This window comes from Shewanella sp. DC2-4 (assembly GCF_013248875.1).
Taxonomy (GTDB): Bacteria; Pseudomonadota; Gammaproteobacteria; order Enterobacterales; family Shewanellaceae; genus Shewanella; species Shewanella oncorhynchi.
This window is the reverse complement of sequence record NZ_JABRVR010000002.1, coordinates 1,686,430-1,704,317: the sequence shown is the minus strand read 5'-3', so window position 1 is coordinate 1,704,317 and position 17,888 is coordinate 1,686,430. Positions and strand designations below refer to the sequence as shown.

Genomic DNA, 17,888 nt, shown 5'->3' with positions numbered 1-17,888 from the left:
GCGTTCATCAAGGAGCTACACATGGATCTTTCCGCACTAACTGCTATCTCTCCGGTAGACGGTCGTTATGGTAGTAAAACCGCGTCATTGAGAGGGATTTTCAGCGAGTTCGGTCTTACCAAGTACCGTGTTCAGGTTGAAATCAATTGGCTAAAACTGTTAGCCGACTGTCCAGACATTAGCGAAGTGCCAACATTGAGCGCGTCAGCTATCGCCGTACTCGATGGCATTAAAGACAATTTCAACGAACAAGATGCGCTGCGTGTTAAGGCTATCGAAAGCACCACTAACCACGATGTAAAAGCGGTTGAATACTTCATTAAAGAAAAAATCGCGGGCAATAGCGAATTAGCCGCTGTGGGTGAGTTTGTTCACTTTGCCTGTACTTCTGAAGATATCAACAACTTAAGCCACGGTTTAATGCTGACTGAAGCCCGTGAGCATGTATTACTGCCTTACTGCAACGAGTTGCTGACGGCAATTAAAAAGCTGGCGATTGAATATCGCTCTGTGCCATTAATGTCACGTACCCATGGCCAACCCGCATCACCTTCGACGCTCGGTAAAGAAATGGCGAACGTCGCAGTGCGCCTTGAACGTCAAATCAAACAAATCGCCAATGTTGAAATCATGGGCAAACTGAACGGTGCCGTAGGTAACTACAATGCTCACCTGTCAGCCTACCCTGAAGTTAACTGGCATGAGCTATCTGAGCGTTTTGTGACTAGCCTTGGCTTGCACTGGAATGCCTACACGACGCAAATCGAGCCACACGATTACATTGCCGAATTGTTTGATGCGGTTGCCCGTTTCAACACTGTGCTGATTGACTTTGACCGTGATATTTGGGGTTACATCGCCCTAGGTCACTTCAAACAACGCACTATCGCCGGTGAAATCGGTTCATCGACTATGCCGCACAAAGTTAACCCCATCGATTTTGAAAACTCTGAAGGTAACTTAGGTATCGCTAACGCCCTGATGCAACATTTAGCGTCTAAGCTGCCGTTATCAAGATGGCAACGTGACTTAACTGACTCGACTGTACTGCGTAACTTAGGTGTAGGTATTGCCCATGCGTTGATCGCGTATCAAGCGACCTTAAAAGGCATCAGCAAGTTAGAAGTTAACGAAGCGCATCTGCGTGATGAGTTAGATCACAACTGGGAAGTGTTAGCAGAACCCGTACAAACGGTAATGCGTCGTTATGGTATTGAAAAGCCATACGAAAAATTAAAAGAACTGACGCGCGGTAAACGTATCGACGCGCAGCAACTGTCAGTGTTTATTGACGGACTTGAATTACCAGACTCAGTGAAGGCTGAACTGAAGAAAATGACGCCAGCCAACTACATTGGTCGTGCCGAAACGTTTGTCGACGAACTGAAGTAAGTTATTAATTAAAATTGGCGATTAACTAATATTAAGCTATTGACTGAAATTAGTTATTAACTGAAGTTGGCGACGGACAATACTCTTTCTTAAACAGAAATAAGGATTAAGGCGACCCACATCACCGTGATGTGGTCGCCTTTTTTAACACTATGTATACACTCAATCTCGATATCGCCCAGTTTCTTAGTGAATACTGGCAAAAGAAACCCCTGTTGATCAAAAAAGCATTTCCGCAATTTGAAGATCCTATCAGCGCCGATGAATTAGCAGGCCTTGCCTGTGAAGAAGAAATCTCTTCACGCATCGTCGTCACCAAAGACAATGATTGGGAAGTGGTACAAGGTCCGTTTGAAGATTACGACAGCTATGGCGAAACCCATTGGCAATTATTAGTGCAAGCCGTCAACCATTGGTACCCAGATTCGCAACCATTAGTTGAAGCGCTGCGTTTTTTACCTGACTGGCGCTTCGATGACTTGATGGCATCATTTGCAACCCCAAGTGGCGGTGTCGGCCCACACGTCGATAACTACGATGTGTTTATCATTCAAGGCGAAGGTGAGCGTCGCTGGACTGTGGGTGACAATACCCCGCAACAACGCCGTGGTGGCAATCCCAACTCGCCGCTGGTTGAAGACTTTACGCCCATTATCGATGTAGTGTTAGAAAAAGGCGACATGCTTTATATTCCACCCGGTTACCCGCATTGCGGCGAAACCCTAACTGTGGCAATGAGTTACTCGATTGGTTTCCGCGCTCCTAGCCAGCAAGAATTAGTCAGTGAAGTCGCCGATTATTTGCTCGACAATAACTTAGGTCAGCAGCGTTTCACCTCGCAAACTGAACCGAGTTCAGCCGGTATCGTCAGCCAAGACCATCAAGTGGGCATCATGTCACTCTTGAGCCAGCTGAGCCAAGATCCTAATAGCTACCAAATCGTGTTGGGCAAGTTGCTTAGTCAAAACCGTTTCGAGCTTGATTTGTGTGAAGGCGAAGAAGCTTACAGCATGGAAGATTTGCAAGATGCCTTCGCCCAAGGTGCTGGAGTGAGCCGTATCGGTGGTTTGAAAGTATTGCGCCTTGAAAATGACGCCACGCCGCGATTATTCATCAATGGTGATGTACACGAACTGCCCCAAACACCGGCAGACGTAATCGCACAGTTGAGCGATAACGTCAGCTTAAACGCCGATGAAGCGACTGAAATATGTCAGCATGAAGAAGTCCAAGCCTTACTGTTGAAACTCATCAATCAAGGTTTCTACTACTTGAGCGACAGCGAAGAATAAGCCCTATCGACTTTGTTCGATGACCTTGTTCTTAACATAGGAAATCAACATAAAAGTGAGTATAAAAAAGGCACTCAACTGAGTGCCTTATTGTTATTTCAATTATCAGTATCAATCAACACAAGTGACTGTATTAACTCAATACTATCTAAATACAATCCTCAACTCATTTGAGTTTAAGCATTCCACAGTTTATCGTCGTTGTGCATACGATATAAACTCTCGGCACGCGATACTAATAGTTGAGCAAATTTAGCCTGAGTGGCATCACGGGTTGCACCCGAACGCACTAAGTTTTCCGCCTGCATTTGCCACATCATAGAGAAATGACGCACGGCATCACGGGCCGTCGCCGCCACTTTGACATCGACAAAATCCGACGGTAAATCACCTGACATCACCCAATAGGTTTTGTTGCTTGGACGCTTTGATTCCATCTTCCAAATCGCCATATAAGGCGCAAGATAACGGCTTTCATCGGCTAGGACTTTGCTTGGTATCACGCCTTTTTCAGCGAGAAAACGATTGGCTTTTTGAAATTGAGTTCTGACCCACTCTTGACGCAGCTTTTCTATTTCTTCAGCTGATAAATTTTGTTGAGTTTGGTCGACAGCTTGTTCAGTCATACTTCCGTCCTATCTTATTGTTATAACGCGAGCCTAATTCTTGGGATCAGTACGCGATTCATTCTATTCGTTACGTTAAATTCAGTACAATCCATTCTTACATCGCAAAGCTTACGTTTACGTAAAGTGGAAAGCTAAATTGCCACAAATAATGTATTTATTCGGTCATTATGCATGGTTGAGAGTATCGCTAAATGCTATGGTTCTGCAATAAATATAACAAGCAGTCGATAGAGGCTCACCTCGTCGGCTTTTTCATTGTGTATAGCGGAGAAATTCACGTGGCTGTATTTAATCATGTATCCTTTGACGAACATGAACAGGTTGTATTCTGTCATGATAAAGAAAGTGGCTTAAAGGCCATTGTCGCCATCCATAACACTAACCTTGGTCCTGCCGTGGGTGGATGTAGGATGTGGAACTACCAATCGGATGATGAAGCCCTGACTGACGTATTACGCCTTTCTCGTGGCATGACTTATAAAAATGCCCTAGCAGGTTTAACCATGGGCGGTGGTAAATCCGTGATAATTGCCGATCCGAAAAGACAAGATCGCGAAGCCCTATTCCGCGCCTTTGGCCGTTTGATTAACAGCCTAGGTGGCCGATACTATTCAGCGGAAGATGTTGGCACTACTACGGCTGATATTATGATCGCCCATGAAGAAACCCCTTATATGGCGGGTCTTGAAGGCAAAAGTGGCGATCCATCACCGTTCACAGCCCTTGGCACTTATTTAGGCATCAAAGCTGCGGTTAAACATAGACTTGGTTTAGACAGCCTAAGAGGCCTTAAAATCGCCGTTCAAGGCGTCGGTCACGTTGGCTATTACCTGTGCAAACACTTGCATAACGAAGGCGCTGAACTGATTGTTACCGACATTCATCAAGCCTCGTTAGATAAAGTCGCTACCGACTTTGGTGCCATTGTTGTCGCGCCTCAAGAAATCTACGCGCAAGATGTGGATGTGTATGCCCCTTGTGCCCTTGGCGCAACCTTAAACGATGCGACCTTACCGCAACTGAAAGCCAAAATTGTTGCTGGCTGTGCCAACAACCAATTAGCCGAAGTACGCCACGGTGAACAACTGAAAGAAATGGGCATACTGTACGCGCCAGACTATGTGATCAACGCAGGCGGCATTATCAACGTGTCGTTCGAAAAAGATTACGACGCAGCAAAATCGACGGCTAAAGTAGAAGAAATTTACAACACGCTGCTTAAAATATTCAGCCAAGCCGATGCGCAGAACCGTACAACCGGCGCCGTGGCTGATGAAATGGCAAAAGCCATTATCGAAGCCGCTAAGCAGTAATTTTTCTACGCGTTTATTATTTTTTATGCCCGTCAAATATTGAAAAAAGCGACCTCTGGTCGCTTTTTTGTTATCTAAAATTTAATCTATCACTAAGCTCATGGTTTAACCGCGCTTTTAATTTCGACACAGAATATTCATTTAATCACGCTGGAAAACGTCATATTTGTCTGCTTGAATTAGTCTATCAGGTCCCAGCACAGGATAGCGCTATGATCCGTTTCAAATATGATCTCAACCAAGATGTCGTAGAACTGCAAGCCAGCAATTGGAGTGGTTTAGAGCGGGTCTTCGTTAATGGCCAGATGGTGTCGCACAAGCTTAACTTTAAGCCTCAAAGCGAGCATACCATTCAGCTTAAAGACGGCGCGCCTTGCAAGTTTGAACTGCTTATCGATCCCCAAACCGATGAACTCATGTGCCGAATTTATAAGCAACATAGACTCGTCGCTAGCCTAAAACAAGGCAAAGAAAATTTATTAGCCAGCCGGCGTTATTTACAGCACTCAGTGATAGCCGTCAGTCTGCTTTGCGTCTTTGCACTTTACTTGAATTAATCAAACCAGTTTAATCCCGCAAAGTGAGGCATAGTGGGTGGGATTAAACTGGGAAAATGATTTAGATAACCACATACAGATAGCAGTGAAAACGGCTAAACCACAGTTTCCCTCCATACCCATTAGATTCAACATTTCAAGCCAAACGGTTGATTTTATTTAATAGTAAAATGAATGTCTGTTGTTCATCTTCACTTAGATTTGACAGGAATTTTTCATTGACCCGCTCAGCTTCGCAAATAAGATCTTGCTCTAATGCTTTGGCTTCATCGGTCAAAAAGATTTGGAAGGCACGCCGATTATCGACTTCTTGATGACGAGTAATAAGACCTTGCACCTGCAACTGATCGAGTAAGCGCGTCATAGTGTAATTTGCCACATCGCAACGCTTAGACAATTCAGTTTGGCTTATGCCCTCTTCTTGCCACAAAGCAAACAGCACAGGCCACAGTTTTATATCGAGTTGATATCGCTTAAGATGCAGATCAAGCTCATTTTGCAGCTCGATATTTAAGTGGGATACAAGATAGCCTAAGCTTTCATGACGATTCAAACAGCACCTCCTACAGCAAAGGTTTAACGCGTTTACACTTACTCTGCACGCCATCATAGGAACCCAGAGTTAGTTTTAATACTACCACTTAACCCATAATAAACTAGCTTAGACCACAGCAAATTATGCGATTAACCTACGAGCTCATTCCCCATCTAGATCAGATAAATTGAATTCATTCACAAAATTATAGTAACAGGCCCGACCTAATTTGCCCCATAAACCGCGCTCAAGCGGCAAATAAACACTGTCATCGGTGAGCTTCATCTGTTTTATATCGACTTTATGGTGCTGTGTTTCAATACTGGTTCTTACATTGAGCAGCGAATGGGGTTGCGCTCGCTCGAAATCGACAATCAGTAAGGGAGCATCTTCAACCCGCACTCGCACCTTCTCCACTGGGGTAATTAAGAAATACTCATCATCGATGCAATGCAAAATACTGGCGAACAACTTAGCAAACTTTGCTGGTAGCGATGTGCCTAGATAGGTCCAATCACCCAAGGCGTTAATGTCAAACAATGGGACTTCACTGCACAATGGCACAACCGAGGTTAGCCTACTATCGGCAGCGAATTGTTTGAGCATGTGTTGAATACTGTCAGTCATCTTTTCCATCTTCGGCCTCCACCATTCATAAAAAAACCAGCCTTGCGGCTGGCTTTAGTGTGACATTCAACACTGGGATATACCAGTGAGGATAATTACGATCTGACTAGCGCAATCAAAACGGCATAAACACCACTAGATATTTGCTAACTCGAGTAAGGCCTCAAGTGGATGCTTTGGCTTGTATCCGGCAAAACGTTTTACCTGACTACGGCACGAATAGCCAGACACTAACACTTGCGGCTGCTCAATTTTCGCTAGCGTTTGCTGCCAAGACATGTCGAACAAGGCCTTAGAGCGCTCGAGGTTTTCCGCCTCATGACCATAGGTTCCCGCCATACCACAACAACCTAAATTGACTGCGGTTAACTTAGCGCCAAAATGGGCAAAGATTTTAGTCCACTCATTGGCGGTATTTGGCTTGGCCGTCGATTCGGTACAATGACTAAACCAAGTATATTGCTTATCTTGCGCAGCTTTTGCAGGTAAATCTTTGATGACATTCAGTAGCCATTCGTTGGCTAACTTGACCTCAAAATTACCGCGATTAGCCCCTAAGACTTCACGGTATTCATCGCGATAACACAAGACTAAGGCAGGATCGATACCGACCATGGGCATGCCCAGTTTATGGACTTGGTTCAAAAAGTCTGCACTCGACTGCGCCGTTTTAGCAAACTTATCTAAAAATCCCTTGATATGTGTTGGCTTACCATTGGGTTTGTAGGGCAATAACACCGGCTTTAAGCCGAGTTTTTCAATCAATTGGATAAAGCGCAGCACAAGACCTGAGTCATAGAAACTGTTAAAAGGATCTTGTACCACCAACACAAACTGCGAGCGCTTCTCTTCAGGAATCGCTTGCAACGCAGCTAAGTCGTAACCACGGCTTGCATGACCATCGAGTCTTTGCTTCAAAGTCGGCACAGATAACGCAGGCGCATCCACATAACCAATCGCCTGTTTAATCACCCATTGGCTCAATGGATTTTGTGCAACAAAGTTAGTGAGACGCGGTGCCGCGGCCATCAGTGGCAAGCTATCTTCAATTCCTGCAACGAGATAGTCTTTCGTGGGTCTTAAATAGCGTTGATAGTAAATATTGAAGAACTGCGCCCTAAACTTAGGCACATCCACTTTGACCGGACATTGTCCAGAGCAAGCTTTACAGGCTAAACAGCCCTTGAGCGATTCCATCACTTCGTGGGAGTAATCATAATCACGTTTGGCATTGATGGTATTTTGTATGCGCTGCAATATACCAAAAGGTTTCGCTTTTGCGAGGGCATTAACATCAACCCCTTCAGCCTCAAGCAGTCTTAGCCACTCTCTCATGAGCCCTGCACGCCCCTTAGGTGACTGCACTCTGTCACCCGTCACCTTAAACGATGGGCACATGGGCGAATAGCTACTGTAATTAAAACACAGGCCATTACCGTTACAATTCATCACATCGGGGAACGCATCACGCACATCAACGGGGATTTGTCGATCAAACTTACCGCGCTTAGCACTGTCGACATCGTAATAGAGGGCTCCTGTATCTTTAGGCGCCACCAGCTTGCCGGGATTGAGTCGGTTATCGGGGTCGAACAAACCTTTGATATCTTGCAATACACCGAAAAGTTCATCACCAAAGACAGCTGGACCGTATTCACCGCGCACGCCTTTACCGTGCTCGCCCCACATTAGGCCACCGTATTTAAGCGTCAGTGCCGCTACTTGATCAGAAATGACTCGTAGTAATTTTTCATCTTCAACATCGCACATATCGAGCGCTGGACGAACATGCAACACGCCCGCATCCACATGGCCGAACATACCGTATTGCAGATTATGCCCGTCGAGTAACGCGCGAAACTCCATAATGTAATCGGCGAGTTTTTCCGGTGGTACAGCAGTATCTTCAGCAAAGGCGATGGGCTTACGGCGTCCTTTAGTTGCACCTAATAGACCAACGGCTTTTTTACGCATGCCGTAAATTTTTTCGATACTCGGCTTGTCTTGCGTCACTTGGTAACCCAATACACCGCATTCGCCTCTATTGATCTGCTCAGTTAATACCGCTTCAAGACTCGCAAGCTTTTGCTCAACTTCTACAGTGTCGCCTGCAAATTCGACCATATTGAGGCCATCAATCACTTTACCCGGCACTTCTTGGATAAGATCAGCAACCGAATGCCAGACAATATCCTCTCGGGCTAAATTCAGGACTTTAGAGTCGACGGTTTCAACCACAGTCGCCCGCGCGGCAACTAAGGATGGCGCATGACGCAATGCCGATTGGAACGAATCGTACTTAATGTTCACCATAGCGCGCTCAGTCGGCAGCGGGGTGAGATTAAGTTTGGCTTCGGTTATCACCGCAAGCGTGCCCTCTGAGCCCGTCAGAATTCGTGATAAATCGAATTGCGTCAGGTTGTCGTTCCACACGTGTTTTAAGTCATAGCCAGTGAGGAAACGATTGAGCTTAGGAAATTGGTTTTCTATCTGAGTTCGCTTTTCGCGGCATACCGCCGCCACAGCAGAAATCAGTTTCTGCCCCAGCGGATTATCACTGACATTATCAGGGTTACACAGTAGTCTCGCATCTAGGGGATGCGTATCCAGCACACTGCCATCGATCAACACGCTACGCAGCGCCAGCACGTGATCTGACGTCTTACCATAGACCAGTGAGCCTGCACCCGAGGCATCGGTATTGATCATGCCACCAATAGTGGCGCGGTTTGAAGTGGATAAATCGGGACTAAAAAAGAATCCATGGGGACGCAATGCATCGTTAAGCGCATCTTTAATCACGCCAGCTTCGACTCGAACCCAACCTTGCTCAGCATTCACTTCGAGCACACGGTTCATGTAACGCGACACATCCAAAATCAAACCATGGGTCAGAGATTGTCCGTTAGTGCCTGTACCACCGCCCCGCGCACTGAAGGTCACGCTGCGAAATGCATCCGTGGCAGCCAGCGTCAATGCAATTTGAATATCCTGCTGATTTTTAGGATAAAGCACGGCTTGAGGTAAGAATTGATATACAGAGTTGTCGGTGGCTTGCACTAAACGGGCGCTGTAACGTTTGTCTATATCACCGGAATACTCACTTTGCTCCAGTGCATCAAGGTATGCCAAATACACTGGCTCTAATGTTTGTTGATGTGATAGCAGGGGTAGCATAGATGGCTTCTGTCAATTATCGTTATGGCGCCATTATAAACAAAAAAAAGCCGCTAAAAAGCGGCTTTTTTAACAAGTTTATAAAATTACTATCTAGATCAACCGTGCGCTTCGGCTAAATACAACCAAGTATCAATCACAGTATCAGGGTTTAATGACACTGTATCTATGCCTTGTTCTACCAACCAAGCGGCAAAATCAGCGTGATCTGAAGGACCTTGACCACAAATACCTATGTAAGCGCCCTTCGCTTTAGCCGCTTTAATGGCTAATGAAAGTAGCATTTTAACGGCTTCATCACGCTCATCGAATAAATGGCTAATGATACCTGAATCACGGTCAAGGCCGAGTGTCAGCTGAGTTAAATCGTTTGAGCCGATAGAGAAACCATCGAAATGCTCAAGGAATTGGTCTGCTAACAGGGCGTTTGAAGGCACTTCACACATCATGATGACACGTAAACCGTCTTTACCACGTTCTAAACCTTGCTCTTTGAGCAAGCCGACCACTTGCTCAGCTTCTTTCACTGTGCGAACGAATGGGATCATGACTTCAACGTTTTTCAGACCCATGTCATTACGAACGCGTTTAATCGCTTCACACTCAAGGGCAAAACAGTCACGGAAGGATTCAGAGATATAACGGCTCGCACCGCGGAAGCCCAGCATTGGGTTCTCTTCTTCTGGCTCGTATCGGTCACCACCAACCAAGTTTGCGTATTCGTTAGACTTAAAGTCTGACATACGTACGATCACTTTCTTCGGATAGAAAGCTGAACCGATAGTCGCAATACCTTCAACCAGACGGGCAATGTAGAACTCAACGGGTGATTCGTAACCAGCAATCATTTCGTTGATTTCAGTTTGCAGCGCTGCATCCTGTTGATTGAATTCGAGCAGTGCCTTTGGATGGATGCCGATCATACGGTTGATGATGAATTCTAAACGCGCTAGACCCACACCTTCGTTTGGCAAACGGGCAAAATCAAATGCACGATCAGGGTTACCCACGTTCATCATGATTTTCATTGGCAATGCAGGCAGAGAGTCAACACGGTTTGAAATCACTTCAAACTCTTGTTTACCTTCGTAGATAAAGCCAGTGTCACCTTCGGCGCAAGAAACAGTCACGATTTGACCATTCTTGATACGGTCAGTCACGTCACCACAACCCACCACCGCTGGCACACCTAATTCGCGGGCGATAATCGCCGCATGACAGGTACGACCGCCACGGTTTGTGACGATAGCACTTGCGCGCTTCATGATAGGTTCCCAATCAGGATCTGTCATGTCTGTCACTAACACATCACCAGGTTGGATTTGATCCATATCGGCGATTGACGTTAATACTTTGGCTACGCCAGTACCCACTTTATGGCCAATAGCGCGACCTTCACAGATCACAGCGCCACGGCTCTTTAAGTGATAACGTTCAATCAATTGCACATCTTCACGGCTACGAACCGTTTCTGGACGCGCTTGAACGATATACAATTTGCCATCGTTGCCGTCTTTTGCCCATTCGATGTCCATTGGACGACCGTAATGTTTTTCGATCACCATGGCTTGTTTGGCTAATTCTTCGACTTCAGCGTCATTGATAGAGAATTGACGACGTTTGTCAGCAGTCACGTCTTCAATTTTGACTTGTTTGCCGTGAGCAGCATCATCTGAATACACCATTTGGATGAGCTTACTACCGATATTACGGCGCACAACAGCCTTGTGACCTAAGGCTAAAATAGGTTTATGAACATAAAATTCATCTGGGTTTACCGCGCCTTGAACAACCATTTCACCCAGACCAAAAGATGAAGTGATAAACACCACATCGTTATTGCCAGATTCAGTGTCCATAGTGAACATCACACCTGAAGCCGCTTTATCTGAACGAACCATGCGTTGTACGCCAGCAGACAAAGCTACACCGTGGTGCTCATAACCTTGATGCACACGGTAGGAAATAGCGCGATCGTTAAAGAGTGAAGCGTACACATGCTTGATCGCTGTCAGTACGGATTCAAATCCTTTTACGTTTAAGAAGGTTTCTTGCTGACCCGCAAAAGAGGCATCTGGCATATCTTCAGCTGTTGCAGAAGAACGTACCGCGAATGACGCTTCGCTAGTTTCAGCGGCAAGTTTATCGTAAGCTTCACGAATCGCTTGCTCTAATGCTGGTTGAAATGGAGTGTCGATAACCCACTGTCTGATCTGTGCACCTACTTTAGCCAGCGCATTGACATCATCTACATCCAGTGTGGCTAGAATGTCATAAATCTTCTGGTTAACTCCGCTTTGTTCAAGGAACTCGTTGAACGCATGGGAAGTTGTCGCAAATCCGCCAGGTACTTGAACACCGGCATTGGCCAGATTGCTGATCATCTCGCCTAGAGAAGCATTTTTACCGCCAACCAAGTTGACGTCACCCATGCCTAATTCTTGATACCAGAGTACGTATTGCTGCACAGTTCTATCTCCGCAAGTTTATTTCAGTGGCCCCTTCACACGAGGGCAGCGGCATTTTACACTCCTGTCGAACACGCGTAAATCTATAATTTTATTTGTAATTTTATTACTACAAGAGGTCAGTATGGCACCAAAAGTATTCTATATCTCCGACGGGACAGCGATCACAGCTGAAGTTTTTGGTCATGCGGTTCTCTCGCAATTTCCATTAGAATTTGAGTCACTTACGATTCCATTTGTCGAAACATTGACGAAAGCGGAGCAAGTTAAGCGACAAATTAATGATTGTTTTATTACAACAGGTGAGCGGCCGTTAGTATTCCATTCCATCGTAAAAGCCGAGATCCGCGACATCATCTACTCGAGTGAAGGGGTTGATTATGATTTTTTGAATACTTTTGTGGCCCCACTCGAACAACATTTAGGTGTTTCTGCCTCTCCAGTTGTACATAGAACCCATGGAAAAGCGAATCACGGCTATGAAGCGCGTATTGATGCAATTAATTTCGCCATGGATAACGATGATGGCCAGACCATGAAACATATGGATCAAGCCGATCTGGTTTTACTTGGGGTCTCTCGCTGTGGCAAAACGCCATCGAGCCTGTATTTATCAATGCAGTTCGGCATAAAAGCGGCAAACTACCCTTTCACCGAAGATGATATGGATAACCTTAAGTTACCTGAAGCGCTGAAACGCAATAAGAAAAAACTGTTTGGTTTAACGATTGATCCCGTGCGTTTACATGAAATCCGTCAGAGTCGAATGGAGAATAGCCGCTACTCATCGCTCAAACAGTGCCGCTTAGAAGTCAAAGAAGTGGAAATGCTGTTTAAACGCGAACGCATTCCTTACATAGACACCACTAATCATTCCGTGGAAGAAATTGCCACTAAAATATTAGATGTCACGGGCCTAGAACGGCATATGTTCTAAGCCTAATAAGCCAAAATCAGCAAAAGAAACCGAGTGAATTAAGTCTAAAAGAAACTAACTTAAATCAAATTCATTGCACAGTTGCCGACAATTAACGCAATTGGCACTGTGCAACTCGGTTCGATTCGTTATAATCCGAGGCAATCTGGCGAAAAGCGCCGCACGCAAGCTCGGTATTTTGAATGACCATAAAAACAGACGAACTACGCACTTCCTTATTAGCAAAAGTCATCTCACCTGCGCAACTGGCATCTGAGTTCCCATTAACTCAAGATGCAGCCGATTATCTGGTTCAGCAACGTCGTGAAGTCGAAGCCATCATTATGGGTGAAGACCAACGTCTATTGGTGATCATAGGCCCATGCTCAATCCACGATACTAAAGCGGCATTAGATTATGCTCAACGCTTAGCCGCGTTACACCAAGAATTGAAAGATGACTTGTGTATCTTAATGCGCGTCTATTTTGAAAAACCCCGCACAATTGTCGGTTGGAAAGGATTAATTTCAGATCCCGATCTCGATGGCAGTTTCGAACCAAACAAAGGTTTACGCATTGCCCGCGAGTTGCTGCAACAAATCACTGAATTAAAATTGCCTATCGCCACCGAATTTTTAGATATGGTGAACGGTCAGTACATAGCGGATCTCATTACTTGGGGTGCGATTGGTGCGCGTACTACGGAAAGCCAAGTCCACCGTGAAATGGCTTCAGCACTGTCCTGCCCTGTTGGTTTTAAAAATGGTACTGATGGGAACATTAATATTGCCGTTGATGCAGTGCGTGCCGCACAAGTGCCACATGTTTTCTATTCACCGGATAAAGATGGCGCTATGGCGGTCTATCGCACCCACGGCAACCCGTTTGGCCATATCATCCTACGTGGTGGCAAAAAACCTAATTATCACGCACAAGATATCGAAGAAGCGCGTCAACAGCTTGCATCTGTTGGGGTAACTCAACGTATGGTTATCGATTTCAGCCACGGAAACAGTGAGAAGAACCATCTCAAACAGCTGATGGTCGCCGATGAAATTATGACTCAAATGCGTGCTGGCAGCACTGCCATCGCAGGTATTATGGCTGAAAGCTTCTTACAAGAAGGTAATCAAAAAGTCGTTGAAGGCCAGCCACTCTGTTATGGCCAAAGTATCACAGACGCCTGCTTACATTGGGACGACTCTGAAATTCTGCTACGTAAGCTCGCAGCGGCTTCCCGCGAAAGAAAAGCACTGTTAACCAAATAAATCTGAAGTAAAATAAATCGTCCAATAAAAAACCGATCTCATTTCGGTTTTTTTATTGGAAGCATGACATTATCCTCAGTCATATGCCTACTGCAGGTTAAAGCCTGTAGTTTTCTATCTTTAACCACCATAAATCTTTATAATTCGAGCTTATTTTGCTGCATTACCTTAGGTTGCTGTATGTCGCTTACGCCCATTTCTCCAAACACCGAAAATACCTCACGAATCGAAGCCGCTGAAACACCCTTTTCTGACGCGATTCAAACTCGAATTGATTCCTCAGAAGCGCGTGTGATTAAAGCAGTATTCCCCTCTATCACCAACCATCACAATACGTTATTTGGTGGTGAAGCTTTAGCGTGGATGGATGAAACAGCCTTTATTGCGGCAACTCGTTTCTGCCGTAAAACCTTAGTCACAGTGAGTTCCGATAGAATTGATTTTAAAAAGCCTATCCCAGCAGGCACACTAGCCGAACTCATCGCTCGTGTAATCCATGTAGGTAATACGTCATTAAAAGTTGAAGTCAACATCTATGTCGAAGACATGTATCAAGACCATCGAGAGCATGCCATACGTGGTGTGTTCACCTTTGTTGCGGTTGACGAACAACGAAATCCCACAAAAGTGTGGACATATGGGTAGTTTTTAGACGATTTTAAAGTATAGGTAAGCCCGTACTTTCGGGCTTTCAATTGAAACTATACTGTCCATCTTTTTCCCCGTAAAACACCGACCAAAGTCTAACAACCAGAAACATATCAAAATTTTGTCCTTATTCCTGAATAAAGCAATAGGATCCTTGATTACTTTTCTGTTACATTGAGTTCAATCTTCACGCGCACCGAACATAATCATAAAAGCCATGAAGCTAGAAAACTTAAATATTATTATCGCAGACGATCATCCATTGTTCAGAAATGCACTACGTCAAGCGCTGACCAGCGCTTTCGAACATGCACAGTGGTTTGAAGCAGACAGTGCTGACGCACTGCAATCTGTATTGGATGTTCGAAGCGTCGATTACGATCTTGTACTGTTAGATCTGCAGATGCCGGGGTCCCACGGCTACTCCACACTTATCCACCTACGCTCACATTATCCTGAGTTACCCGTTGTGGTGATTTCAGCCCACGAGGATATCAATACCATTAGCCGTGCGATTCATTATGGCAGCAGTGGTTTTATCCCTAAATCAGCTTCAATGGAAACCCTAAAAGAGGCGCTAAGTGCGGTGTTATTCGGTGATATTTGGTTGCCTAAAGGCACTGAGATTATTGCTATCAATGACGATGCCATTGATAAAATGGCCAGCAAGTTATCCGATCTCACGCCGCAACAATATAAAGTGTTGCAGATGTTTGCCGAAGGTTTATTAAATAAACAAATAGCCTACGATCTTGGCGTGTCTGAGGCGACCATCAAGGCGCACGCGACTGCCATATTTAGAAAACTTGGCGTTCGCAACCGCACTCAAGCAGTTATTGCCCTTGCGCAACTCGAGATGGATAAAGTCGATTTATCTTAATCGCTAAACCCATAAAAAATGCCGCTTTTATTAGCGGCATTTTTATGTTTGTAAATCATCCACGTTAACGCATTGGCAGATTTTTATCGGCAAACATTTCATCTATGAGCTGTTGATCCCGTAATGCTACGGCTTTCTCCACCACATCACGGGTTAAATGCGGCGCAAAGTGCTGAATAAAATCATACATATAACTGCGCAAGAAACTGCCCTTCCTAAAACCAATTTTAGTCGTACTGTGGGCAAACAAATGGCCAGCATCAATAGCGACTAAATCTTTATCAACATTTGGATCAATGGCCATAGACGCGATGACCCCCACGCCTAATCCTAAACGAACATAGGTTTTAAGCACGTCGGCACTGGTCGCACTAAAGACAACACGCGGCTCTAAATTGGCCCGATTGAACGCTTTCTCAATTTCAGAAGCACGATCAAAACCAAAGACATAGGTCACTAAGGGGAAACGGGCTAAATCTTCGATACTAATCAAGCTGCCTTGATTGCGGGTCGCAAGAGGATGATCTTTGGGCACAACGATAGAGCGGTTCCAGTGGTAACAAGGCAACATGATCAGATCTGAATATAAATGCATTGCTTCGGTCGCAATGGCAAAATCTGCATCACCGCGAGCCGCCTGTTCGCTGATCTGAGACGGTGTCCCTTGGTGCATATGCAAGTTCACTTTAGGATAGCGATCAATAAACTGACGAATTATCGTCGGTAATGCATAGCGTGCCTGAGTATCTGTTGTGGAAATATTTAACTCACCTTGATCTGGCTTAGTATATTCTTCAGACACTTTTTTGATACTTTCAACTTTACCTAAAATATCATTGGCAATGCTGATCACTTGCAAACCCGCAGGTGTGACATGGGTTAAATGCTTACCGCTACGGCCAAATATTTGGATCCCCAACTCATCTTCAAGCATACGAACTTGTTTACTGATCCCGGGTTGAGAGGTATACAAGTTTTCAGCTGTCGCCGATACATTGAGGTTATGTTTTACGACCTCAGCAATATACCTGAGTTGTTGCAGTTTCATCTTATTTCCTTGTCTCAAACACGCAAAATGCCATTAACAACTGAGCCCTCAAAGCACTCTCAGCTATAATCAATCGTTATAGTATATAGTAAAAATTAAAGCAAATAGGAATATAGAGCACAAGTCTACAGATTCATACGACAGAAATGATAACCTAGGCTAAGATAACTATGCTAGTTTATTGATTTATTGTAGCATTAGCTCAATTGGATAAATAATGGAACATCTATGTCATTCACCTTGGTTCTGATCCTCATCGGTGCGCTTTTACTGCTTGTTATCGGAATTAACGTATTACAGCAACAAAAAGAACGTGTAGAGGCTGAGCGTCGCATTGAATTTGCCCGTCAAAGAGCAATTATCGATGAAACTGAAACTGTGTTATCAAACACAGGAATGATGCCTTGTAGCACGAATATAGTGTTGGTTTTGTACCGGCGTGTACAAGATGCCTTGCAATCTGCAACAGCGATCAGTAATGGCCAACAACAGTCAGACTACCAACGCCGCTTAGCCGATATCAATAATCAAATAACAAGCTTACAGTCTGGACAACCTCAAACTCCTCCAATTGAGAATTTCAGACTACCCGATAATGACAAGCAAATTTTAGCGCTTGTTCAAACCTTAAAAAAATTAAAGGCGATACTCAGAGCCGAGCATAATAAAGGTAAAGTCGATCCGAGCATTTTTGCTCAAGAAGAAAGCCGCATCGACAGTTTACAGCTCAGAATCAATGTCGATTCTATGCTTTCTCGTGCCCGCGCGGCCAGCTTTATGAAGCAATATGGCTCATCAAAACAAATGGTAACCAAAGCCCTATCAACATTACACGCCATTAAGGCACAAACGCCTAATGATCCCTTCATTGGGCGTAAAGTCGATGAGGCTAAACAATTACTTGATGAAATTATGGGTGCACAGAAACAATCTGAGCCCAGTGCGCCTAGACCTAAAAATGAAGAAGATGATATCGATATGCTGTTTCAACCTAAAAAGAAATGGTGATCAGTCTCTATTTGCTTACCGTTAAGTTGAATTAGCGACACATTTGCCACTCATGCTACCGTGTCATTGTTAGTCAGTTTGTATCTGTACGTGTAAAGTACTCAACATGTTTGAATTATTATCTATAGCA

Annotated in this window: 15 protein-coding genes; 9 read left to right on the top strand and 6 right to left on the bottom strand. The window is 44.8% G+C overall.

Features of this window, described 5'->3' with window-relative positions:
• Nucleotides 1-21 precede the first annotated feature (21 nt).
• The gene (purB, locus tag HQQ92_RS08260; protein WP_113940534.1) at nucleotides 22-1,392 is read left to right on the top strand and encodes an adenylosuccinate lyase; all 1,371 of its coding nucleotides are present in this window, start codon (nucleotides 22-24) and stop codon (nucleotides 1,390-1,392) included.
• Nucleotides 1,393-1,544: 152 nt separating this feature from the next.
• A complete protein-coding gene (locus tag HQQ92_RS08255) occupies nucleotides 1,545-2,684 on the top strand; it encodes a cupin domain-containing protein (RefSeq protein WP_173244501.1) in 1,140 nt (379 codons plus the stop codon).
• 176 nt (nucleotides 2,685-2,860) lie between these two features.
• Here the strand turns inward: HQQ92_RS08255 and HQQ92_RS08250 are convergent, their stop codons facing one another.
• Complete coding sequence (locus HQQ92_RS08250) at nucleotides 2,861-3,310, bottom strand: DUF4826 family protein (protein ID WP_011789106.1); 450 nt, start codon at nucleotides 3,308-3,310, stop codon at nucleotides 2,861-2,863.
• Nucleotides 3,311-3,591: 281 nt separating this feature from the next.
• On the opposite strand from HQQ92_RS08250, the gene HQQ92_RS08245 reads away from it, so the two are divergent.
• Complete coding sequence (locus HQQ92_RS08245) at nucleotides 3,592-4,626, top strand: Glu/Leu/Phe/Val dehydrogenase (protein WP_173244498.1); 1,035 nt, start codon at nucleotides 3,592-3,594, stop codon at nucleotides 4,624-4,626.
• Between the two features lie 212 nt (nucleotides 4,627-4,838).
• Nucleotides 4,839-5,183, top strand: a complete 345-nt coding sequence (locus HQQ92_RS08240) for a hypothetical protein (protein ID WP_011789104.1) — start codon at nucleotides 4,839-4,841, stop codon at nucleotides 5,181-5,183.
• A 136-nt stretch (nucleotides 5,184-5,319) separates the two neighbouring features.
• On the opposite strand, the gene HQQ92_RS08235 is transcribed toward HQQ92_RS08240, so the two are convergent.
• The 4 genes from HQQ92_RS08235 to ppsA form a co-directional block, all read right to left on the bottom strand.
• A complete protein-coding gene (locus tag HQQ92_RS08235; RefSeq protein WP_028759729.1) occupies nucleotides 5,320-5,736 on the bottom strand; it encodes a MarR family winged helix-turn-helix transcriptional regulator in 417 nt (138 codons plus the stop codon).
• A 144-nt stretch (nucleotides 5,737-5,880) separates the two neighbouring features.
• The gene (locus HQQ92_RS08230; RefSeq protein WP_173244495.1) at nucleotides 5,881-6,354 is read right to left on the bottom strand and encodes a DUF1285 domain-containing protein; all 474 of its coding nucleotides are present in this window, start codon (nucleotides 6,352-6,354) and stop codon (nucleotides 5,881-5,883) included.
• A gap of 126 nt (nucleotides 6,355-6,480) precedes the next feature.
• On the bottom strand, nucleotides 6,481-9,522 hold the full coding sequence (locus HQQ92_RS08225) for an FAD-binding and (Fe-S)-binding domain-containing protein (RefSeq protein ID WP_173244492.1): 3,042 nt from the start codon (nucleotides 9,520-9,522) through the stop codon (nucleotides 6,481-6,483).
• Nucleotides 9,523-9,620: 98 nt separating this feature from the next.
• Nucleotides 9,621-11,990 (bottom strand): phosphoenolpyruvate synthase, encoded by a 2,370-nt coding sequence (gene ppsA, locus HQQ92_RS08220; RefSeq protein ID WP_028759726.1) that lies wholly within the window; start codon nucleotides 11,988-11,990, stop codon nucleotides 9,621-9,623.
• 124 nt (nucleotides 11,991-12,114) lie between these two features.
• On the opposite strand from ppsA, the gene HQQ92_RS08215 reads away from it, so the two are divergent.
• The 4 genes from HQQ92_RS08215 (at nucleotide 12,115) to HQQ92_RS08200 (ending at nucleotide 15,702) form a co-directional block, all read left to right on the top strand.
• Nucleotides 12,115-12,927 (top strand): pyruvate, water dikinase regulatory protein, encoded by an 813-nt coding sequence (locus HQQ92_RS08215; RefSeq protein ID WP_028759725.1) that lies wholly within the window; start codon nucleotides 12,115-12,117, stop codon nucleotides 12,925-12,927.
• A 182-nt stretch (nucleotides 12,928-13,109) separates the two neighbouring features.
• A complete protein-coding gene (locus HQQ92_RS08210; protein WP_028759724.1) occupies nucleotides 13,110-14,174 on the top strand; it encodes a 3-deoxy-7-phosphoheptulonate synthase in 1,065 nt (354 codons plus the stop codon).
• 180 nt (nucleotides 14,175-14,354) lie between these two features.
• The gene (locus HQQ92_RS08205; protein WP_173244489.1) at nucleotides 14,355-14,819 is read left to right on the top strand and encodes an acyl-CoA thioesterase; all 465 of its coding nucleotides are present in this window, start codon (nucleotides 14,355-14,357) and stop codon (nucleotides 14,817-14,819) included.
• Nucleotides 14,820-15,039: 220 nt separating this feature from the next.
• Nucleotides 15,040-15,702, top strand: coding sequence for a response regulator transcription factor (locus HQQ92_RS08200; RefSeq protein ID WP_028759722.1), 663 nt, complete (start codon nucleotides 15,040-15,042; stop codon nucleotides 15,700-15,702).
• 64 nt (nucleotides 15,703-15,766) lie between these two features.
• Here the strand turns inward: HQQ92_RS08200 and cysB are convergent, their stop codons facing one another.
• Complete coding sequence (gene cysB, locus HQQ92_RS08195; RefSeq protein ID WP_028759721.1) at nucleotides 15,767-16,750, bottom strand: HTH-type transcriptional regulator CysB; 984 nt, start codon at nucleotides 16,748-16,750, stop codon at nucleotides 15,767-15,769.
• Between the two features lie 228 nt (nucleotides 16,751-16,978).
• Here cysB and zomB point away from each other — a divergent pair, with 228 nt between their 5' ends.
• The gene (zomB, locus tag HQQ92_RS08190; RefSeq protein ID WP_028759720.1) at nucleotides 16,979-17,758 is read left to right on the top strand and encodes a flagellar motor control protein ZomB; all 780 of its coding nucleotides are present in this window, start codon (nucleotides 16,979-16,981) and stop codon (nucleotides 17,756-17,758) included.
• Nucleotides 17,759-17,888: the final 130 nt, after the last annotated feature.